20 protein-coding genes and 1 riboswitch (1 of these 21 only partly in view) are annotated in these 20,046 nt (G+C 51.6%); of the genes, 11 read left to right on the top strand and 9 right to left on the bottom strand.

The annotated features are described in order from the left end of the window. The first annotated feature begins 78 nt into the window (after positions 1–78). Together ACQ0MK_RS15995 and ACQ0MK_RS15990 are read left to right on the top strand one after the other, a co-directional pair. Positions 79–261, top strand: a complete 183-nt coding sequence (locus ACQ0MK_RS15995) for a DUF3012 domain-containing protein (RefSeq protein ID WP_430473441.1) — start codon at positions 79–81, stop codon at positions 259–261. Positions 262–586: 325 nt separating this feature from the next. Further along, the gene (locus ACQ0MK_RS15990; RefSeq protein ID WP_430473440.1) at positions 587–1,594 is read left to right on the top strand and encodes an aspartate-semialdehyde dehydrogenase; all 1,008 of its coding nucleotides are present in this window, start codon (positions 587–589) and stop codon (positions 1,592–1,594) included. Between the two features lie 94 nt (positions 1,595–1,688). On the opposite strand, the gene ACQ0MK_RS15985 is transcribed toward ACQ0MK_RS15990, so the two are convergent. After that, positions 1,689–3,125, bottom strand: a complete 1,437-nt coding sequence (locus ACQ0MK_RS15985; RefSeq protein ID WP_430473439.1) for a sensor domain-containing diguanylate cyclase — start codon at positions 3,123–3,125, stop codon at positions 1,689–1,691. 398 nt (positions 3,126–3,523) lie between these two features. On the opposite strand from ACQ0MK_RS15985, the gene ACQ0MK_RS15980 reads away from it, so the two are divergent. The 4 genes from ACQ0MK_RS15980 to ACQ0MK_RS15965 all read left to right on the top strand — a co-directional run bounded on the left by ACQ0MK_RS15980 (position 3,524) and on the right by ACQ0MK_RS15965 (position 6,649). Next, entirely contained in the window at positions 3,524–4,972 is a 1,449-nt protein-coding gene (locus tag ACQ0MK_RS15980) for a TrkH family potassium uptake protein (protein WP_430473438.1), read from the top strand. A 151-nt stretch (positions 4,973–5,123) separates the two neighbouring features. Beyond that, positions 5,124–5,726, top strand: coding sequence for a TetR/AcrR family transcriptional regulator (locus ACQ0MK_RS15975; RefSeq protein ID WP_430473437.1), 603 nt, complete (start codon positions 5,124–5,126; stop codon positions 5,724–5,726). Positions 5,727–5,749: 23 nt separating this feature from the next. Beyond that, the gene (locus ACQ0MK_RS15970) at positions 5,750–6,037 is read left to right on the top strand and encodes a YciI family protein (protein WP_430473436.1); all 288 of its coding nucleotides are present in this window, start codon (positions 5,750–5,752) and stop codon (positions 6,035–6,037) included. 3 nt (positions 6,038–6,040) lie between these two features. Further along, a complete protein-coding gene (locus ACQ0MK_RS15965) occupies positions 6,041–6,649 on the top strand; it encodes a DNA-3-methyladenine glycosylase I (protein WP_430473435.1) in 609 nt (202 codons plus the stop codon). Between the two features lie 374 nt (positions 6,650–7,023). Here the strand turns inward: ACQ0MK_RS15965 and ACQ0MK_RS15960 are convergent, their stop codons facing one another. From ACQ0MK_RS15960 to ACQ0MK_RS15950, 3 genes are all read right to left on the bottom strand, one after another. Then, positions 7,024–8,505 (bottom strand): ATP-binding protein, encoded by a 1,482-nt coding sequence (locus tag ACQ0MK_RS15960; RefSeq protein WP_430473434.1) that lies wholly within the window; start codon positions 8,503–8,505, stop codon positions 7,024–7,026. A 77-nt stretch (positions 8,506–8,582) separates the two neighbouring features. Next, positions 8,583–10,010: a dihydrolipoyl dehydrogenase family protein gene (locus tag ACQ0MK_RS15955; RefSeq protein WP_430473433.1), complete on the bottom strand. Its 1,428-nt coding sequence runs from the start codon at positions 10,008–10,010 to the stop codon at positions 8,583–8,585. Continuing rightward, positions 10,003–10,797 carry a TVP38/TMEM64 family protein gene (locus ACQ0MK_RS15950; protein ID WP_430473432.1) on the bottom strand — a complete coding sequence of 265 codons (795 nt, stop codon included), beginning with the start codon at positions 10,795–10,797 and terminating at the stop codon, positions 10,003–10,005. Before ACQ0MK_RS15950 ends, ACQ0MK_RS15955 begins: the two co-directional genes overlap by 8 nt. A 225-nt stretch (positions 10,798–11,022) precedes the next feature. Beyond that, a riboswitch (SAM riboswitch) is annotated at positions 11,023–11,097 on the top strand. Between the two features lie 79 nt (positions 11,098–11,176). On the opposite strand from ACQ0MK_RS15950, the gene metZ reads away from it, so the two are divergent. The 3 genes from metZ (at position 11,177) to folE (ending at position 13,658) form a co-directional block, all read left to right on the top strand. Continuing rightward, on the top strand, positions 11,177–12,379 hold the full coding sequence (metZ, locus tag ACQ0MK_RS15945; protein ID WP_430473431.1) for an O-succinylhomoserine sulfhydrylase: 1,203 nt from the start codon (positions 11,177–11,179) through the stop codon (positions 12,377–12,379). A 225-nt stretch (positions 12,380–12,604) separates the two neighbouring features. Then, the gene (gene apaG, locus ACQ0MK_RS15940) at positions 12,605–12,997 is read left to right on the top strand and encodes a Co2+/Mg2+ efflux protein ApaG (RefSeq protein WP_350043373.1); all 393 of its coding nucleotides are present in this window, start codon (positions 12,605–12,607) and stop codon (positions 12,995–12,997) included. A 70-nt stretch (positions 12,998–13,067) separates the two neighbouring features. Beyond that, positions 13,068–13,658, top strand: coding sequence for a GTP cyclohydrolase I FolE (folE, locus tag ACQ0MK_RS15935; protein WP_350043372.1), 591 nt, complete (start codon positions 13,068–13,070; stop codon positions 13,656–13,658). Between the two features lie 89 nt (positions 13,659–13,747). Here folE and ACQ0MK_RS15930 read toward each other — a convergent pair whose 3' ends face one another. Genes ACQ0MK_RS15930 through ACQ0MK_RS15920 form a run of 3 tightly spaced genes read right to left on the bottom strand, consistent with a single transcriptional unit; the run spans position 13,748 to position 15,619 of the window. Then, a complete protein-coding gene (locus tag ACQ0MK_RS15930) occupies positions 13,748–14,197 on the bottom strand; it encodes a c-type cytochrome (RefSeq protein ID WP_430473430.1) in 450 nt (149 codons plus the stop codon). Positions 14,198–14,253: 56 nt separating this feature from the next. Then, the gene (locus tag ACQ0MK_RS15925; RefSeq protein ID WP_430473429.1) at positions 14,254–15,120 is read right to left on the bottom strand and encodes a fructosamine kinase family protein; all 867 of its coding nucleotides are present in this window, start codon (positions 15,118–15,120) and stop codon (positions 14,254–14,256) included. 22 nt (positions 15,121–15,142) lie between these two features. Next, positions 15,143–15,619, bottom strand: coding sequence for a low molecular weight protein-tyrosine-phosphatase (locus ACQ0MK_RS15920; RefSeq protein WP_430473428.1), 477 nt, complete (start codon positions 15,617–15,619; stop codon positions 15,143–15,145). 215 nt (positions 15,620–15,834) lie between these two features. On the opposite strand from ACQ0MK_RS15920, the gene ACQ0MK_RS15915 reads away from it, so the two are divergent. Further along, positions 15,835–16,794 (top strand): helix-turn-helix transcriptional regulator, encoded by a 960-nt coding sequence (locus ACQ0MK_RS15915; RefSeq protein ID WP_430473427.1) that lies wholly within the window; start codon positions 15,835–15,837, stop codon positions 16,792–16,794. A 141-nt stretch (positions 16,795–16,935) separates the two neighbouring features. Beyond that, positions 16,936–18,201 (top strand): hypothetical protein, encoded by a 1,266-nt coding sequence (locus ACQ0MK_RS15910; protein ID WP_430473426.1) that lies wholly within the window; start codon positions 16,936–16,938, stop codon positions 18,199–18,201. Between the two features lie 82 nt (positions 18,202–18,283). Here the strand turns inward: ACQ0MK_RS15910 and ACQ0MK_RS15905 are convergent, their stop codons facing one another. Both ACQ0MK_RS15905 and ACQ0MK_RS15900 read right to left on the bottom strand, forming a co-directional pair. Beyond that, positions 18,284–19,711 carry an MATE family efflux transporter gene (locus tag ACQ0MK_RS15905; RefSeq protein ID WP_430473425.1) on the bottom strand — a complete coding sequence of 476 codons (1,428 nt, stop codon included), beginning with the start codon at positions 19,709–19,711 and terminating at the stop codon, positions 18,284–18,286. 94 nt (positions 19,712–19,805) lie between these two features. After that, positions 19,806–20,046, bottom strand: the 3' end of a protein-coding gene (locus tag ACQ0MK_RS15900) for a glycerophosphodiester phosphodiesterase family protein (RefSeq protein WP_430473424.1). The gene runs 509 nt beyond the window's last position; 241 of the gene's 750 nt are visible here — the last part of the coding sequence; its start codon lies off the right edge, out of view; the stop codon is at positions 19,806–19,808.

Here is a 20,046-nt window from a genome sequence, read left to right as displayed (position 1 = left end):
GTAATGCGCGAAGATCAGCCAAATTCAAAAGTCTGGGTGACCCAGAAAAACAATCAAAATTTGGACACGGATAGGGCAATGCAGAAAAAGATCATGCGCAAGGCAGTTGGCATCTTTTCGGTTCTGATGATGACCACAATTGTTTCGGCCTGTTCACCTGAAGTGGGCAGTGAAGAATGGTGTGCGGATCTGAAAGAAAAGCCGAAAGGCGACTGGACCGCAAACGAGGCGGCTGATTTCACCAAACATTGCATTTTCTGATCATGTGTTTGTGCGATCCCAGTCTTACTGCGGGATCGATTCTTCTTGATGTTTTGAGAATGCCGTCCTTGTGGCGGTTGAATCCGTCCTTCGACACCTGCTTGGCGGTGGTATTGTCGAAGGGCGGATTTTTGCGTTTTTTGCTTAAAAAACGCCATGGAACAATCCATTGATGGGGGCGTTCTATTCACAACATTGCCGCGCATAAGTGCGATGCAGCAAGGTACATTTGCGTTAGCTTGATAAATCCCTATAATGCGCGGCCCGCGAAAGATCGCGGTAGTCGAATATGACCATAATTTTTATACGAGGTTAGACAATTATTATGAGTGCCGAAAATCTCCATGTCGGTGTAATTGGCGCAACCGGTGCGGTTGGCGTCGAGCTGATCAACGTGATGTTTGATCGTAACTTCCCTGTAGGTGAACTCACCCTGTTCGCATCCGAGCGTTCCGCAGGCAAGACCGTGGAGACTAAATTCGGCACTAAGACCGTCGCGCTGTTTTCTGTTGAAGAAGCCAAGCAGTGCGACATTGTCTTCCTTGCTGTTTCTGGGGACTTTGCCAAGGAATATGGTCCGAAGATCGCCGAAGGCGCTTTGGTCATTGATAACTCCTCGGCATTCCGCCTGAATGACGATGTTCCGCTGATCGTGCCGGAAATCAATGGCGACCTTGCCAAGACCGCTAAGCTGATCGCGAACCCGAATTGCACTACGGCGATTGCTGCGGTAGCACTTTGGCCGCTGCATCAGGCGTTTGGCCTGAAGAAAGTCATTGTGTCGACCTATCAGGCGGCATCTGGTGCGGGTCAACCGGGCATGAACGAGCTGCGTGAAGGTCTTGCTGCGGGTCTTGCAGGCAAGCCGGTTCCGGCTGAGGTTTTCTCGGCTCCGCTTGCGTTTAACGTCATTCCGCATATCGATAGTTTCCAGGACAATGGCTATACACGTGAAGAAATGAAGGTGACCTGGGAAACCCGGAAAATCTTCGGCGCACCGGATCTGGCGATTTCGTGTACTGCGGTGCGTATCCCGACTGAACGTACCCATTCGGAATCCATCGTGATTGAAACCGAAAAGGCTGTGACCCCGGATGCCGCACGTGCAGTTCTGGCCAAAGCCAAGGGTGTGAAACTTGTCGATGATCCGGCAAACAACAAATACCCGATGCCGTTGACCGCAACCGAACAATATGACGTCGAAGTTGGCCGTATTCGTACCAACCTGATCTTTGGTGATCATGGTCTAGAGCTTTTTGTTGCGGGTGATCAGTTGCTTAAAGGGGCTGCATTGAACGCAGTCCAGATCGCAGAAGCATCGATTGCCGACTAATTCCTGTTGGAACTAGTAACACCGCATAATAAACGGCCCCGTCAGTTGATTTGACGGGGCCGTTTTATTTTGAGCTTTGCGGAGCTGCGGGCAATCACGCCAGCGAGATATGGTTGCGGCCTGCTGCCTTGGCGGTATAAAGCGCGTTATCAACTCGTGACATCAATGTATCAAGGTCTTCCGCGTCACGATATTCGGTGACGCCGGCGCTGATCGTGATCGGAATTTCATCGCGCCCGAACCTTACCGGTGTTTCACGGATTTGATCGGCAAGCTGCCGGGCTTTGACCATGGCTTCTTGACGATTGGTTTCAGGGAACATCACAACAAATTCGTCCCCGCCCCAACGGCAGATCAAATCAGATTCCCGAACATTCATCTTAATGGCCATTAGGGCTTCGCGTAGAACAGCATCGCCGCCGGGATGGCCGTAAGTATCGTTGATGGTCTTAAATCCATCCAAATCGAAACACATCACCGAAAGCGGCATTTTTTGGCGCTTGGCAGTTTTGGTTGCCTGATCAAACAGCATGTCAAACACTTGCCGGTTAAAGCTTCCGGTCAGTTTGTCCCTTGATGCCAGTTCTTCAAGGCGGTTTTGGTAATTTCGGACGGTCAGATAGGCCACGAATCCGACAATCACCGTAATCAGAAGCGAGATGGCGATATTGATGAACAACGTATTCTGAATGCGGTTGTTTGATGAAAAGTCGCTTTGCTCAACAATCAGGAGCCAGCCGAATTCCGGCACCAGCCGACTGTTGACGAAATAGGTATGGCCATCTTCTTCATACGTCGTTGAAGATCCCGGTGATGTCAGGATTTGGGTTGCATGATGACGCATGCCCGGACGTTCATGCAGGCTGTGGGCCGAACCAAAGCCACTTCCGCGCAGGGTGACGTGTCCCTGAGTGTCAACAAAGTAAATTGTTCGACCATAGCGGTTCTGATAGGTTTCGATCAGGTTGGTCACTGAACTTACCGACAGACCGACACCGGTGACGCCAATGACATTGCCGTCATAGTCGCGGACCTGATAATTGACGAAAATTGACATCCGCGAACGATCGACCGTGTCGTGATCGATATTGATCTCGTAACTCTTCTTGGCATCACGCGCGTTGAAGTACCATTTGTCGGCGGTGTCATCTTCGCTGATCTGTTTGATCACGCCGGACGGGTGATAATAATTGCGGGTCTTTTCCGAGATGAAATAGGACGTGATCGTGTCGTAGCGCGATTGGATTTCGCTGAGATATTTAATGATCTGTTGCTGATTATTTTCGCCAGCCAAAGCCCAGTCGCGGACAAAAGTGTCATGCGCCATCAAGGATGAAATGAAAATCGGCTGCAAAAGGTCGCGCTGTATTTCTGAATATATATTGTCGCTGGTAAGCGGCAGGGTCGTCTCAGAAATCTGTTCTTCAAGCGAGTCACGTGCGACGTAAAAGCTGACAAAACTGGTGGTTAGAAAACCAACCGCTAGAAGAATACATAAAACGACAGCGAAGTATAACTTCTTCCCCTGCACGGAAAACTCCCCAAAAACAAAGTCTTAAATCGCTGAAGATGCATCTATCCAGCGTTTCTGACGTCTGTAATCTACGGGAAAGGGAGAGCAATTGCACAGACCAAAATTGTCATGGGGCTGGTTTGTTCTATTTAGGTTTATTGTGGGTCGATAAAAGAAATCGCCAATTATTAAATGGCTGGTTTTTGCCTATATAAAACCTGCCAGATTGAAAAAGCAGGGTCGATAAAGGTCTGGACATTATTGCGGCTTGTGCCAAGAATTCCGCTGCTTGTCATGAAGGGGCTACATGTCGGCTGTGAATTCGGTTATGCAATGCCCTGAGAAACTAGAACAGCAAATAGCATACGACTGCATTGCCCGGGGATTGTGCGGGACATATGCCAAGAGGCGTTTCATTGATCGATTTCCGTCCCATTCTTTTCATTGTCGGCATTCTGCTGTGCACCTTGTCCGTGGGCATGTTTGTTCCGGCACTGGTTGACCTTTATTATGATCAATCAGACTGGATTGTGTTTTCAGCAGCGTCATGCGTCTCACTGTTTGTTGGCGGTGCATTGATCATGATGAACCGCATGGACAATCTGAAAATCAATTCGCGGCAGGCCTTTATCCTGACGACGCTGAGCTGGTTGGTTTTGACCGCTGCATCTGCCTTGCCATTTGCCTTTTCCGATCTTGATATGTCCTATACTGACGCGTTCTTTGAGGCGATGTCTGGTATCTCGACAACTGGATCAACCGTGATTGTCGGGCTTGATAGTGCCCCGCAGGGCATTTTGCTGTGGCGAGCATTGTTGCAATGGCTTGGCGGTATCGGGATCATTGTGATGGCGATTGCTGTCATGCCGATGCTGCGCGTCGGTGGGATGCAGCTTTTCCGCATGGAAAATTCCGATAAATCGGACAAGGCTTTTCCACGTGCGACCCAGATCGCGATGGGCATTGCCGTGCTGTATCTGAGTTTCACGGCCTTTTGGGCAATGATGTTGTGGTGGGCGGGCATGACTCCGTTTGATGCAATTGCCCATGCCATGACAACAATTGCGACCGGCGGTTTTTCGACCAAGGATGCCTCGATCGGGCATTATGACAGTGCAACGATTGACCTCATCATCACGTTGGGCATGGCGACCGGTGCATTGCCGTTTATTCTCTATTTGCAGATGCTGCGCGGGCAAGGGCGTGCCCTGGTTCGCGACAGTCAGGTCCGCTGGTTCCTAACCATTGCCATATCAATCATTGTTGGGTTGGCATATTGGCATTCGGAAACCAACAATGTCGCCTTTCTGCATGCGCTTCGCTATTCGTCGTTCAATATTATGTCTGTGATGACCGGTACGGGCTATGCCACAACCGATTATGGTCTTTGGGGACCATTTGCCGTCACTGTCTTTTTCTTTGTGATGTTTATTGGTGGCTGTGCCGGATCGACGACCTGTGGGGTGAAGATTTTCCGTCTTCAGGTGCTTTATGAAATTGCCAAGATTCAGCTTTCGCACATGTTGCGCCCGCACGGTGTTTTCATTGCCTATTATAACCGGAAACCGCTGTCAGAAGACGTTACCGAATCGGTTTTGAGCTTCTTCTTTCTGTTTGTGTTCTGCTTTATTGTTCTGGCTGCCGGGCTTGGCGCGATGGGGCTTGATTTCATTACCGCAGTTTCAAGTGCCGGTACGGCGATTGCCAATGTCGGGCCGGGACTTGGCCCGATTGTTGGGCCATCGGGCAATTTCGCGACCTTACCTGACGGGGCGAAATGGCTGATGTCAATTGGCATGCTGATTGGCCGGCTTGAGGTCTTTACCGTGCTGGTTCTTCTGTTCCCGGCGTTCTGGCGCGACTAAAACGCCCGATCAAAGCTGTCTGATTATTTTAAACACCCGCTGGCGGACCGCTTGGCGGGTGTTTTGATTCCGGGTCGTTGACAAAATAGGACGATTGACCTAATTGTTGAGTAGGACAATCATCCTAACTTCGGATCGGCAGAGACAGAAAATGGCAGCTTCAACACGTGAGCGAATTATCGAAACAGCAGATTTGTTGTTTTATCAGCAAGGGTATGAAGCAACATCCTTTGCCGACATCGCGACGTCGGTCGGGATTTCGCGGGGCAATTTCTATCACCATTTCAAAACAAAGGATGACATCCTTGACGGTGTGATTAACCGCCGTCTGGCCAATACCGAACAGATGCTTGATCGTTGGGAGATTGACGGCAATGACCCGGCTGAGCGCATTCGAAGCTTCATCTATATCCTGATCGTCAATGGCGAGAAAATCCGCAAATTTGGCTGCCCGGTCGGAACATTGTCATCGGAACTGGCTAAGCTTAACCATTCAGCACAAAGCGATGCGGCAGGGCTTTTCACATTGTTTCGAAGCTGGCTGTGCCGCCAGTTCGAGCGCCTTGGTTTTGGCGAAAAGTCAGACAGCCTTGCCATGCATATTCTTGGCCGAAGCCAAGGTGTCGCAACACTTGCCAATGCCTTTGATGATGACGGGTTTCTAAAGCGCGAAGTTGATGTGATGTGTGATTGGCTTGATGCGCAGATGGCATCCTTGGGCGATCCTTCTGATGAGATAGCAAAAAGAGTCTAAGCACTTAAAACAGGGAGAAAACCATGTTCACCGTCTTATTGAAATTTGCGGAAAACCGCGCAAACGCACCAGATTTCATGGAGGGGCACAAAGCATGGATCAAACAGGGGTTTGACGATGGTGTGTTCCTTATGGTCGGCAGTTTGCAGCCCAATATGGGCGGTGCAATTTTGGCCCATGGGCTAACCCGGGATGCGTTGGAAACATTCGTGAATGCGGACCCGTTCGTGGTCGAGGGGATTGTGGATACAGAAATTCTTGAAATTACGCCTGCCCGTGTTAACCCGCAGCTTGAATTTCTGATGGCCTGATCCATGAGCAAAACAACAATCAGCCAAGATGGCAAATGTCGGTGTTCATGGTGTGATTCTGCACCGGAATTTAACGCCTATCACGACACGGAATGGGGTTTCCCGGTTTCGGATGATCAGCGATTGTTTGAAAAGGTTTGCCTGGAAGGTTTCCAATCAGGGCTAAGCTGGCGGACCATTTTGGCGAAACGTGAGAACTTCCGGGCGGCATTTAAGGGATTTGATTTCTATAAGGTTGCCGCATTTGCTGAGGCAGATGTCGAACGCCTTGTGAGTGATGCCGGGATCATCCGCCATCGCGGCAAGATTGAAGCGGCGATTAACAATGCCAAACGGGCCTGCGAAATGGTCGAACGCGAAGGATCTCTGGCAGCTTATTTCTGGGGATTTGAACCCGACCCGTCAGAAGTTAAAACACCACAATCCATGTCGACGTCACCGACATCTGTTGCCTTGTCCAAAGACCTTAAGAAACGGGGTTGGAAATTTGTCGGACCGACCACGGTGTTTGCCTTTATGCAGGCGATGGGATTGATCAATGATCACGCAGAAGGCTGTTTCCTGCGCCCAAAGATCGATGAAATCCGCAGATCGTTTGTACGGCCACAATGATTAACTAGAACCGGAAAAAAGACACCCCTTGCCCGAAGCCAAGGGGTTGAGGGTCGGGGGCCATTTGCAGCCCCCTCGATGATAATACGGCAAGGATTATGAGCGTTGCTTTCGATCATGCATCAACCATAAGGCATGCCACCTTTGTTCATCTCGGGGCGCGGGTGTTGATATTTCTGATCATGATTAGAAGGTAAATCAGTTTGGCGATGCCGAACCTTGGGTCAGGAGCGGATCGGGGATCGGGATTTGGCCCGGCATCGCCTTGACTTCAAGTTGCCAAAACTTAGGGAAAAGATAAAATCGAATATTAAATAAAAATCGATAGATAAAAACTATCAATTAGGGGCGTTGCGGTAAATCTTGGCCCGGAATCAGGCGAGATACGGCAGTTTCACGCAGAAAACAGCACCGTTCGGCCCGGTTGAGACGAGGCTTAGGTCGCCATTATGTGTGCTTATCAACTCCCGCGCGATGGCAAGGCCAAGCCCGGTTCCCCCTATGCGACCGCTTCCGGCGAACGGTACAAACAGGTTCTTGATCGCCTTTTCGGGCAATCCGGGACCGTTATCATTGATGAAAACATCAATCAAATTGGCCTGTTTGTCCGATTCGTCCATCGGGCATTTTGATGCGACTAGTTTGTAGGTGATGATCACTTCATCAGCGCCGGCTTCTAGCGGGTTGCGCATCAGGTTGCTGAACGCGCGAAACAGCATGTCATAATCGGCTTCAAGCATGACGTCTTCGGGCAGGTCGATTTGAATGCGTGCACTGCAGGGATGTGCATCTTTGACCGCTTCTGGCGTATGACCATCCAGAAGGGGTTCGGATTTTTGCAGCAATATCTGATCGCGGACTTCTTCAATCAACTCGATCAGGGTGAACTTTGCCAAATCCCGTGGCGGTGGCGTGTCACGGGCAAAGGACAGGGTTTGCTCGCTGATGTAAACCGCACGCTCCATCGACGATAAAAGACGCGGGACGACAGCACGGACTTCGTCATCTTCACTTTTGGCAAGCTGTTCGGTCATCAGCATCGATGTTGCCAAGGCATTGCGCAGATCGTGGCTGATCTTGGTTGCGGCTGTGCCAAGGGCGGCAAGACGACGGCGCTGATTTAGCATTGCCTGAATATCTTGCTGCATGATTGCCAGTTCCTGACGTGCGACGCCAATTTCATCATCGCGCAGACCCGGCGTAATCACCGATGCCTTATCCTGCGGGTTCTCGCGGAACCGGATCATGTCACGGGTGAGAGTGCGCATCGGACGGACCATCAGGCGATTCAGTGCGAAGTAAACCAGCCCGGCGGTAAAGAAGGAAATCATCAAAGACAGGCCAAAAACACGCCAGCCGAAATTGCGCATCGCATCGGTCAGAGTCTTTTCATGCACCAGTACCTCAATCTCAAAGTCCGGCGCCATGGAGGGCATGCCGACCACACGCAACATGCGGTCCTCGCTTTGAGACAGGGTAGATAAGCCTTCCATTAAGGCCATGATGATGGAAAACTCGGTCAGGTCGACATCCTTGTCGACCTTGGCGGGCATATCGTCGCGTTGCAGCAGCAATTTACGATCTTCACGGCGCAGGATTACGGCCTCAAGCCCGGCGTTTGAAAGAAGTTCCTTTTCAAGATCATCCGGGATCATTTGATCAGGCGTGGCTTCAAGCGCAAGCGCGGCAAGATAGCCGGAATCGAGATGCGCCTTAAGCCAATCAATCCGAAAACGTGCGACAGAGGGCGCAAAGACAAATATCTCTGCAAGCATGATAAAGCTTACCGTAAGCACCAAAAGGCGTGCGGAAAGCGATTTGGCCCATGGGGGCAATTTCAGATGCGGACGTTCCATCGGTAATGTTAGTCAGAGACCACAAAAAAGTACAGCTTCACAGATGCTTGATTGCTTACGGGAATGGGGTGCACGGTTTATGCGAATTTTAACAGGAACCGGACAAGTTTGCGGGTCTTGTCGCTAAACAGGCTGGGTGTATACCACGCCCCGGCGGCACGTTTGGAAATCTCGCCCAAGGTTGGATAGGGCATGATCATTTCGGCAATTGCGCCGATTTTCATTTTCTTGGAAATGGCCAAGGCCCAGACACCGATCAATTCACCCGCCTGCCGCCCGACTATCCCGGCACCCAGAATGCGGCCCTTTTTGGTTGTGATGACCTTGATGAAGCCCGTTGTATCACCCTCTGCACGGGCACGGTCGTTTTCGGCGTAATCCCATTTCACAACACGGATGTCGTCGCCAATTTCACGGCGGGCGGTGGCTTCGTTCATGCCGACCTGTGCCAGTTCCGGATTGGTATATGTCACCCATGGAACGGAAGTATGATTAACCTTGGAAGGCAAGCGGAACAGCGCATTGCGAATAACGATACCCGCGTCATAACCTGCCATATGGGTAAATTGCAGGCCGCCTGTGACATCACCAATGGCAAAGATTTTAGGGGTTGATGTGCGTAAGCGCGGATCGACGGCAATCCCGCTGCGGTCATACTTCACACCGGCTTTATCAAGGCCAAGATTTTCAATATTGGCTTTGCGCCCGGTGGCCAGCAAAAGGTGGCTGCCTTCAAGGGTGATTTCGATGCCATTATGGTCGACCACGACCTGAACTTGATCGCCAGCTTTACGGACTTCTTTGGTTTTGGTTTGTTCGTAAAGTGTTATGCCGCCAGCCGTTATGTTTTCGCGTACGACTGCGACCATGTCGGGGTCATCTTTGGGAAGGATGCTCATCATCTCAATCACGGTGACTTTTGCACCGAGTTTCTGATGCGCTTGCGCCATTTCAAGGCCAATCGGACCGCCACCAATGATGATCAAATGATCCGGGCAGGTACGGTTTTCAAAGATGGTTTCATTGGTGAAATAACCAACATTTTCCAGCCCCGGAATCGGCGGAACTGCCGCACGTGATCCCGTGGCAATGACGAACCGTTTGGCGTGAATGATGGTGTCCCCGGCAATAACTTCTGTTGGGGATGTAAACTGCGCTTCTGCCTGAATGACGGTGCAGCCAAGTTCTTCGAAACGTTCAACCGAATCATGGGGGGCAATGCCGTTGATCACGGAATGAACGTAGTCGATTGCCTTGGCGAAATCGACTTCGACCGGGTTTGTGAAAACACCAAATCGTTCTGCTGTGCGGGCGTTTTCGGCCGCATGCCCGGCTGCCAGCAATGCCTTGGATGGAACGCAACCGGTATTAAGGCAATCGCCACCCATTTTGCCCTTTTCGATCAGGACAACATCAGCCCCCATTTGGACAGCCCCGGCAGCAACGGAAAGACCGCCCGATCCTGCGCCAATGACGCAAATATCTGTCTTGATGGTTTTATTCATCAAACGATCCCCCGTTTTTTGCCTTGCGCAGTTTTTTATAGGCAACCGGCAGAAGTGCCAATACGGCAAGCCCGATGATCGGGGTCAGAATACGGGGTTCGAAAATGATGCCAAGATCGGGTGTCTTTCCCTGATCAAACAGGGCACCCAAGCCATCTCCGATAGAGGCAAAGACAAATGTTCCGGGAATGATGCCAAACATGGTGCCAAAGATAAAAGAACGAAGCTTAACACCCAGCAATGCCGGAACGAGATTAACCAGCCAGAACGGGAAAATCGGGATCAAACGCAAAACCATCAGATAGCTAAAGGCATTTTCAGCAAAGCCTTCCTCCATCTTGCGAATGGCATTTCCTGCCTTGGCATGCATCAGATCATAAAAGGCATAGCGGGCTGCAAGATAAATGATCACAGCACCAAATGTTGCTGCGATGACGACATAGGCTGTCCCGAACCATGCGCCAAACATAAAGCCGCCCGATATGGTCAGAATCGCACCAATCGGCAGCGATAAGGCGACGGAAAACATATAAATCGCGCTAAAGACCAGAACGCTTATTGCTGGATTCTCGGCGACATAGCTTTGCAAGACGTCGCGGTTTTCGCGCAACGTGTCAAAAGACAACAGATCAAGAACCCCACTTGCCCACGCAATGACCAACCCAAGAACCAGCACCACCAACGGTAATAGTCTGCGCCAAAGTGGTTTTGTCGTGGTCGGGGATTTTGGATTAATCTCTGGGTCCTGATTGGGCACGTCTGACGCCATTGAACTGGTCTTTGTCATTGATTTTACGCTTTTACATAGGCCGTTAGATGGAACGAAGAGCAGATCCCGATAAACAGGATTGCATTAATTGCCCGAAGATTAGAGCGAAATTGCCAAAGATGCTTATGAACTGCTTTCACCATTGCGTGAGGATGTGAAATCAGACGAAGGGTATATTCAGTATGACAGGAGCCAAATTCCTGATTGGGAGATGCTTGACGTCACAGAAAACTGGACGTATCGTCTGCCAATCGTGGGATTTGTCGACCGGCTTGCGGCCACGTAAAAAATCGCTAAAGAGGGGAAAGAAGGCTTCGGCCCTGACCCAATTCATGCCGGTCAGGGTTTTTTTGTGCCCGGAACACACCATATGCGGGCATGTAGGAGCAAGAAGACGATGACGACCGAAAAAAAGGCTTCCGATAATTGGCGCGCCGCCACCCGTTCCGTACGCGGTGGGACAGTTCGCAGCGGATTTTGTGAGACATCCGAAGCCATCTTTATGAATTCCGGATATGTGTATGACACCGCAGCCGAGGCAGAAGCCTCCTTTGATGGCAGCGGCCCGGAACGTTATGTCTATTCGCGTTTTGCCAATCCGACGGTCGGCATGTTTGAAGAACGCCTTGCTTTGCTTGAAGGTGCCAAATATTGCCGTGCGACAGCATCGGGAATGTCAGCTGTTTGGAATGCGTTGGCCGCCTGTACCAAGGCTGGTGGTCGTGTTGTTGGTTCACGCGCCTTGTTTGGGTCGTGCGAGTTTATTCTGACGACACTTCTGCCGCGTTTCGGCGTTGAAACCGAACTGGTTGACGGAACCGATAAGGCTGCATGGGAAAAGGCACTTTCCAAGCCGGCCGATGCCGTTTTCCTTGAAACCCCGTCGAACCCGACACTTGAAGTCCTTGACATCGCGTTTATTTCCGAGCTGGCGCATAAGGCCGGTGCAAAGGTTGTTGTTGATAACGTTTTTGCGACCCCGATCCTGCAAAAACCGATGGAACTGGGGGCCGATATTGTTGTCTATTCCGCGACCAAACATATCGATGGTCAGGGACGTTGTTTGGGGGGTGCGATCCTGTTTAACGACAAGGAATGGCACGACGATCATTTGACCACGTTCTTGCGCCATACCGGGCCAAGCATGAGCCCGTTCAACGCATGGGTTCTGCTCAAAGGTCTTGAAACGCTGAGCCTGCGTTTGGATCAACATATTCGTAACGCAACTGCCTTGGCGGAATTCCTGTCGGAACAGCCACAGGTGTCGCGCGTTATATATCCAGGGCTAAAAAGTCACCCGCAGCATGATTTGGCAATGAAACAGATGTCTGGCCGTGGTGGTGGATTGATTGCGATTGAGCTTGCCGGTGGTAAGAAAGCAGCCTTCTCGCTGCTTGATAACCTTAAGCTGATCGATATTTCCAATAACCTTGGCGATGCAAAAAGCCTGGCAACCCATCCTTGGACCACGACCCACCAGCGTGTCCCGGGTGAAGACAAAATCACGATGGGCATTACCGAAGGCATGCTGCGTCTTTCTGTCGGTCTGGAAGACATTGATGATCTTAAGGAAGATCTGTTGGCAGCCCTTGCCGTTTAACGGTTTGGAAAACAGTAATCCTGATCTTGATACGGCCCGTACAAAGTGCGGGCCGTTTGATTAGGCGGCATCGGCAAACGGAAGGTCCGTTAATGATGAGACATTGTTTCAAAGCAATTGTCACAGGCCACTGGTACTTCGGCTGCGGACTGTCTACATATGGGCCATCAATCGTAGTCTTGGCTGATGCAAAATGATTGGAACACACTTGGCCTGGAGACGTGCATGTATTCGAGCGTAACCAACGACATCAAGGTTTCGGTGCAACCCGTATTCCTTGAAGACGAATCTGATCCTGATACCCATCGCTATGTTTGGGCCTATCGGATCGAGATCGAGAATCTTGGGTCAAAAACCGTTCAGTTGCTGAACCGTTATTGGCGCATAACCGATTCACGCGGTGAAACTCAGGAAGTTAAAGGTGCCGGTGTTATTGGCGAGCAACCTGTATTGGCAGGCGGCGAGAGTTTCAATTACACCAGTGGTGCACCACTGGCGACACCAAGTGGCTTTATGGTCGGGACTTATGAGATGACGGATATGGATGGAAATCATTTTGATATCGCCATTCCGGCATTTTCTTTGGATAGTCCCCATGGGCAACATACAGTGAATTGAGATAAAAGCGGGTCAGGAGCCCCACCAAGCCGGGACATAATCTCGCAAAGGACATGATAAAGGATTGAGTATGTGCAGCGAACATAGTGCGGTAAAACGTCCGACACGTGAGGAAGCCGAAGAAGCTGTTCGAACCCTTCTTCGTTGGGCCGGTGATGATCCCGACCGCGAAGGTTTACGCGGAACGCCTGACCGTGTCGCGCGTTCGTATGGCGAATTCTTTGCCGGTTATCAGCAGGACCCGGCAGAAATTCTGCGCCGTACGTTCGAAGAAACCGACGGGTATGATGAAATGGTCGTTCTGCGCGATATTCGCGTTGAATCCTATTGCGAACATCATATGGTGCCGATCATTGGCGTCGCCCATGTAGCCTATTTGCCGCGCAAACGCGTTGTGGGCATTTCCAAACTTGCCCGCGTCGTCGAAGTCTATTCCAAGCGCCTGCAAATTCAGGAAAAAATGACCTCACAGGTTGCCAACACCATTCAGGAAGAATTGGATCCGCTTGGTGTTGCGGTGGTGATTGATGCCAATCATCAGTGCATGAGCACCCGTGGTGTGCATCAAACCGGTGTTTCGATGGTAACCAGCCGTATGCTCGGTGCCTTCCGCGATGACCCGATTACACGGCGCGAATTCTTTGCCATGATTGGTCGCTAGGCCGAACGGATAGCAGACTGAAATGATCAAGGCCGCAGCATAAAGCTGCGGCCTTTTGCATGTTTAGAACCCGGTATCGGGTTGGCAGCCTATTCGCGGAAATTGCTGTGGCAGGATTTGCAGGTTTGCAGCATGTTGCCAAGCGCACCTTTGAAATCACCCTCTGATCCGCCATTTGCCGCAACTGTTTTCAAGGCATTGGCACGTGATTGAAGGTCCGATGCAATATCATTGAATTCTGACCAATCATCCCAGATTGCCGGCAGGGCTTCGGACGGGTGCCCGTCGCTGTCCTCAGGAAAAAGCTTGGTAAAGTTTTCGCCCGCGTGGCTTTCAATGATGCCTGCTGATTCTGCGACCTTTGCCGGGTCATAGGGCAAAGTTCCTTTAAGCATTGGCACCATGATCTTGACCTGTTGGCCAATGGATTTCATGCCGTCCATGCGTTCCTTAACCACACCGGTTGCACCTTCATGGGCGATGGCGGAAATGCTCACAGACATGGCAAGTGCGACAGCTGCACCAACGATAAATTTCAAATCTCTTGTCCCCTGATTTTTTAAAAGCGGCTTTGTGTTGGCCTGTTTGGGTGGTCTTAATGACCAAACCGCGAAAGGATTTGATCAACAGAACCGATATAGGACCGGCCAAACAGGCGAACATGGACCAATAACGGGTATAGATTATACAAATATCGGCGTTCTTCAAAGAATCCCGGTGCAATCGGTATAATTTCACGATATCGACTGAAAAAATCCGGAGTCAGATCGCCAAACAGCGTCCCAAAGGCCAGTTCGATCTCGTGATCTCCGTAGTAAAGTGCCGGATCGATGAGTGCAGCGAGTTTGCCATCCTGACACAGGATGTTTCCACCCCATAAATCCCCATGCAACAAGGATGCGTTTGGCGTATCGCCAATCAGATCACCAAGGCGGTCGATCAGATGATCTATCCGTCTGGTCATGGATGGCGAAAGTTTTCCGTCACGGAGACCCGCATGGGCCATATGGCGCAATCTGTGCTCGCCAAAGAACGTCACCCAACTGGATGTTTGATTGTTTGGTTGGTGTAACCCGCCGATCAATGTATCGAAATTCAGTCCATAGGCATCAGCCGTGACGTTGTGCTGGGCGGCAAGTTGTTCGGCCAGATCACGTTGAACGGCATTGCCCATGCGATTGTCATTGGCAATGAAATCCATAATCAGGCAATCGGGATCGGCATACAGAACGTCGGGGCAGGTAATGGGTGAATGTTGGGCAAAATGGCGCAACATATTGGCTTCGATTTCAAGACCGCCCTTGGTATCGCCGTCCGTGCTGTGCTTAACGACAAGCGCCCGACCGCTATCAAGAACAATCTGGAAAACACTGGCGACTGAACCACCCCCAAGTGGGGACCTGGCGGAAATAACCGAACCGGTCAATTCTTTGACCAAATTGTTCAGGGATATGGTGTTCATGCCGCTTATCCCGGATCATAGGTTAGATGCCGTGCTTCTGGCGAATGTGATCAAGTAATTTGTTGGACGTTTGTTCAATCATATCAAACACGTGGGAAAAGCCGTTTTCACCACCGTAATAGGGATCAGGCACGCTTTGCCCGGCTATGTCGGGGTGATAATCCAAAAACAGTTCGATCTTGTTTTGAGTTGCGGCCGGGGCCTGTCGGCGCATATCGCGCAAATGCCCGTCATCCATGGCAAGGATGTAATCAAACTGGACATAGTCGCCGGGTTTGATCTTACGGGATCGAATATCGTCTAAATCATATCCGCGGCTTTGGGCCATTTCGCGGGATCGCGGATCTGCAAGCTCGCCAACGTGATAGGCCGATAACCCGCAACTATCGACACTGATCTGATCAGAAAGACCGGCAGCATCAACAATTTTACGAAACACGCCATCAGCGGTGGGGGACCGACAAATATTGCCGGTACAGACAAAAAGAACCTTGATCACTTTGATTATCCGCGTTGGGTTTTGAACCGGGATGTCAGACTGCCATGGTGATGTAATTCGGGCAATGACCGGTATCTTCGCCCATCATCTTGATGACTGTTTTACCGCTTGATATCGGTTCATTGTAACAGCTTCGTGACATTTTGAAACGTCCACTGACAGTCTGGTTAATAATTTGTATGATCGCGCCACGATTTGATTTTTGGCGGGTATTGATGCAGGAATTTGTCTCTTTTGGATTGCATGTTGCCCTGATCCGGCAGCTGGCTTGGCTGCCGCGGGGCTATGACCTTGTGCCGGCAGGGACAGTTGTGACCTCTGCCAAGTTACGCAGCATCATGCTTGCCCTTGAAAAGGTCAACGGCCCGGCCGTTCTGGTGCGCCTTGGACGACATCTTGCAGCCAAGGAACAGGAACCGATCCTGACCATGTTGCGCCATTCGGCAACGCCGGAAATGATCGCGGATCGCTGGCGCCGGTTAGAAGGCTATTCCCATGCCCGTGCACGCAGTGAATTTACGGTGACGGGAAAATCCATGACCATCCATCGCGGTGTTGTGCGTGGACAGCCGCCCGCACGTGTGGAAAACCTGTTGTTGCAGGGGTTCCTGATTGGCTTGCTCGAAGCCGTCGGTGCAGAAAATATTGATGGCACGATTTTGCCAAGCCACGGTCCATCGGTTCGGGTCGTGCGCAAAGATCGCATCAATAACAAACTGGACTTTGCCGGGCGTGGTTTGCGTTTTCGGATAAACTGGACCAGCTTTGAACCGGTTTCCTCGTCCTATCCGTTCTTGGCCAATATGCCCGGAACAGCGCCGCCGATCGGGGCGCAACGACCGATTGTTCAGCAGCTTTGCACGATCCTTGAACAGGATGTCGGGCGCAGCTGGACCATTGACGAAGTCGCCAATGCGCTTGAGACATCTGGCCGGACATTGCAGCGCCGTCTGCAACAGGCCAATACCCGTTTTTCCGATTTGCTGCGCCTTGTCCGCGTACGTGAAGCATGCCGTTTGTTACACGGCACCGGATTGTCGGTTGGTGAAATCGGCTTTTGGTGCGGCTTTACCGACAATGCCCATTTCTCCCGCGATTTCAGACGGTTGATTTCCATGCCGCCATCGGTTTACCGCGAAGCCAGCATTGGTCATGCCGGACTGACCCGGGTCTAAACCGGGCCTTTAGATGCCGGAACTTGGCATCCATCATGGATTTGCATTCATCCGGTGTGATTGACCTGATCGGAAACCTTGTTTATCAGCAGGCCGCAGATCCTGCACCTTACGTGCTCCATTTGCTAAGACGAGGCTGCCATGACCGACAATTCCAATGCTTCCGGCCAGTATTCTGGGTTCCTGCCGCCACGTTTCAAGGATCGGCACGATGCCGATGACGTGATGGTCAAAACCTGGCTGGTTGGGGATGCCTTGGCCGACCATACGGTTCCGGAAATGCCAGCTCCTTTGTCTTTGTTCTTTGATCTGGTTGCGCCATCGGCACAACGTGCCGGCGCATCGGGATTTGCCATGTTATGGCTTGATCACCATCCGCATGAACAACCGGGCTGGCGCCTTTCGGTCGGACATCTGGGAACGATCGATGATCTTGAACGTGCGGTGGCAAAGCCGCTTGCCCGTCTGGTTGATGCGATGGCTTTGGCCGAGTTTGAAACAGAAAACTGGCACATGACCCGACCGCTTTGGCGCAAACGGGCAGAACCGGTAAAGCTTGTTTTCTGGGGGGCGTTTGCAAAACATGCCCGTGCGATTTTTGATCATGGCGATGGGGCATCTTTCTATCAGCCGTTGGGGGCGGGGCTTCGCGCCGATCACGTTGCCGCATCGCTACCCTTGCTCGAAGACATGCTGGGGGATCCGTTCCTGTTGGGGGGGATGGGATTTGAAGATGCCATGCGTCTTGGCATGTCACTGGGCCGTGCGCATTTGATCGAAAGCTGGATCGAAGCAGGCGGTTCCGAAAAAGAACCTTATTTCCGGCCAATACGCATTTGGCATCAGGCGTGGCTTTCCAATGCGCTGATCGATCCGGCGGTGGCAAGCCTTGCGATGTCGGGCAAACCGGCAATGCCGGCCCTTGATTTCGCACCCGACAGCACCCCCGAAACCCGGCGCAAATCGCTTGATGATCTTTCTGCTTGGCTGACAACTGTGTTTTTTACCGATGAACAGCCCGCCTTGCGCAATGCCTTTGTTGTCGGTGTGCAAAATGCCGTCTGGCTTGATAGCGACCTTCAGCAATATTTGCAGCCGCAACAACGCGGCGAAATTCTTCAGGGCCTGATGCCGTATTGTCGCTGGTTCCTTGCCATGGCGCTTTATAATCATTTGGGAAATCTGGCCTCTGGTACGGCCCGCGATGATCAGATTGAATTTTACGCAACACTGGTTGACGCGCTGCCGGAACTTACCCCGCTTGGGGATTTGGCAACCCAGCGTGATATCGAACAGCACATTATTCGTATTGATGCCGCCCGGGCGGCATCTGCTTTTGACACATTGGTTCTGCCATTCTGTGATTTGCTGATGCCGCGTCGTCAGTTTGATGCCACGCGCTCCTGATTCAGTTGATCAAGGTCGAAAAACATAAAAGGTCCGCCGGATTATTCTGGCGGACCTTTTTGATTTCAAGCGGTGGCTTGGTTCAGGTGTGTCTGACGTATGCCGGAATTTCTCGGCCAGAGACAATTTTAAATCGGATCGCAAGGCCACAAACGGCGACAAGGCTTGCAATCACGATGCCCCAAAACAATCCGGGCACGCCCATTTCCATAACGAAGGTCAGGTAATAGCCCGCCGGGATCATCACAAAGATATATGACACCAGATGCAAGATTGTCGGCGCCCATTTATCCCCGGCACCGCGAAGCGCACTGATCGCGGCATTTTGCCCGCCATCGGTCGGGAAAATGATCGGCATCAGAACAAGGACTGAAACCGTTGTGGCAATGACGCTCAGATCCTGGGTGAACAGATGCGATACCGCACTTGGGAATAGATAAATCGGAATGCTTAAACACAGCATCACCGCCATGGTTGTCAAAAGCCCGATCCACCCGGCCAAAGCCATATCAGGTCGATCGCGACGGCCATAGGCAATACCGACCCGAACCGATGTTGCCGATGCCAAACCAAGGGCGACCATAAACATCAGGGCCAGCATCGTCATGGCAATGCCATAGCTTGCGGCGGCAACAACACCCAGCCGACCGGCAAAAAGCTGCATGGCGGCAAAGGCACTTGTTTCCATGCCTTGGCTGGCACCTGCGGCATAGCCTAGATGGCGTGCCTCACGCGATCCACGCCACCAGCCGGAAAACCCGTTGCGAATGCCATAAAGATGATGGTTTTTCATCAACAGGACATAGCCCAAAAGGCTCAGCGCCATGAACCAGCGAATGACACTTGATGTCCATGCTGCGCCCTCGGCGCCCAGTTCTGGCAATCCAAACGCCCCATAGACAAGACCGTAATCAAGAACAAGATTGATCAGATTGGCACCGATCATCATCACCATGCCGGGCAAGGGGCGCTGTAATCCTTCAAGGAAAAACGCACAGGTAATATAGATCATGGCGGCAGGCATCCCGATCGACAGGATCACCGCAAGTTCCCCGGCATTTTTGGTAATCTCGGCTGGTTGGCCGGTCGCTGCAAACAACCAGTCTGACTGCCAAGTCAGGATGGTAAATAAGATGCCGATCAAAAGGCAATACGGCATGGCATTGCGCCACACGGCCCCTGCAGCCATAAGGTCACCACGCCCTTTGGCGTGCGACGTTATGATCATGACCCCGGTAAGCAAACCGATGCCCGTCACCATAAGGGACGTAAACGGCGCATGCGCGACATTTAAATATGCCAGTCCCGCACTGTCATAGTTGCCAACAACGATCGTATCGACAACCGACATGATTAACATGCCAAGTCTTGCGATGGTGACCGGCAGCGCAAGGCGAAACAGTTCGCTTAAATGACGCTTGAACCGGTTATTGGGATAAAGCGGTGTTGGCGAAACGGGTGGATCGGGCAGTGGCGGGGCCACGGTCCCATCCTGTGGGGCGATTGTCATTGGAACGTTCCCTGTATTCTTATTTATCGGCAACATGTTCGAACGATGATGGTGGCACTGCCGAACTGTTGCGTTTTGTCCCCGGTATGGGGCCTTATCTGTTGGCGGCGAACGGGCGGCGTGGAATAGACATCAGTAATTTGGCCGGATCATCGGTAATTACGGATGTCACCCCCCACGAAAACAGCTCTTTCGCCCGGTCAACATCATTGATGGTATAGCAAACCAACGGCACCCCGGCATCGACAATCTCAGCCGCACTCACCGGGGTCAATGCCGCATGGTCGATATGGATGGCCAATGCGCCAAGCCGGTCATATTCCGATTTCCAGTCT

Source organism: Thalassospira lucentensis (assembly GCF_050516545.1).
GTDB classification, from domain to species: Bacteria; Pseudomonadota; Alphaproteobacteria; order Rhodospirillales; family Thalassospiraceae; genus Thalassospira; species Thalassospira lucentensis_C.
This window is presented reverse-complemented; position numbering and strand designations above follow the sequence as displayed.

What these genes read in the sequence shown, in the direction of transcription:
- ACQ0MK_RS15970 (WP_430473436.1), top strand. Translation starts at nt 5,750, where the DNA reads ATGTTCACCGTCTTATTGAAATTTGCGGAAAACCGCGCAAACGCACCA.
- ACQ0MK_RS15955 (WP_430473433.1), bottom strand. Translation starts at nt 10,010, where the DNA reads ATGAATAAAACCATCAAGACAGATATTTGCGTCATTGGCGCAGGATCG.
- ACQ0MK_RS15995 (WP_430473441.1), top strand. Translation starts at nt 79, where the DNA reads ATGCAGAAAAAGATCATGCGCAAGGCAGTTGGCATCTTTTCGGTTCTG.
- metZ (WP_430473431.1), top strand. Translation starts at nt 11,177, where the DNA reads ATGACGACCGAAAAAAAGGCTTCCGATAATTGGCGCGCCGCCACCCGT.
- apaG (WP_350043373.1), top strand. Translation starts at nt 12,605, where the DNA reads ATGTATTCGAGCGTAACCAACGACATCAAGGTTTCGGTGCAACCCGTA.
- ACQ0MK_RS15925 (WP_430473429.1), bottom strand. Translation starts at nt 15,120, where the DNA reads ATGAACACCATATCCCTGAACAATTTGGTCAAAGAATTGACCGGTTCG.
- ACQ0MK_RS15905 (WP_430473425.1), bottom strand. Translation starts at nt 19,711, where the DNA reads ATGACAATCGCCCCACAGGATGGGACCGTGGCCCCGCCACTGCCCGAT.
- ACQ0MK_RS15910 (WP_430473426.1), top strand. Translation starts at nt 16,936, where the DNA reads ATGACCGACAATTCCAATGCTTCCGGCCAGTATTCTGGGTTCCTGCCG.
- ACQ0MK_RS15960 (WP_430473434.1), bottom strand. Translation starts at nt 8,505, where the DNA reads ATGGAACGTCCGCATCTGAAATTGCCCCCATGGGCCAAATCGCTTTCC.
- folE (WP_350043372.1), top strand. Translation starts at nt 13,068, where the DNA reads ATGTGCAGCGAACATAGTGCGGTAAAACGTCCGACACGTGAGGAAGCC.
- ACQ0MK_RS15950 (WP_430473432.1), bottom strand. Translation starts at nt 10,797, where the DNA reads ATGACAAAGACCAGTTCAATGGCGTCAGACGTGCCCAATCAGGACCCA.
- ACQ0MK_RS15975 (WP_430473437.1), top strand. Translation starts at nt 5,124, where the DNA reads ATGGCAGCTTCAACACGTGAGCGAATTATCGAAACAGCAGATTTGTTG.
- ACQ0MK_RS15915 (WP_430473427.1), top strand. Translation starts at nt 15,835, where the DNA reads ATGCAGGAATTTGTCTCTTTTGGATTGCATGTTGCCCTGATCCGGCAG.
- ACQ0MK_RS15990 (WP_430473440.1), top strand. Translation starts at nt 587, where the DNA reads ATGAGTGCCGAAAATCTCCATGTCGGTGTAATTGGCGCAACCGGTGCG.
- ACQ0MK_RS15965 (WP_430473435.1), top strand. Translation starts at nt 6,041, where the DNA reads ATGAGCAAAACAACAATCAGCCAAGATGGCAAATGTCGGTGTTCATGG.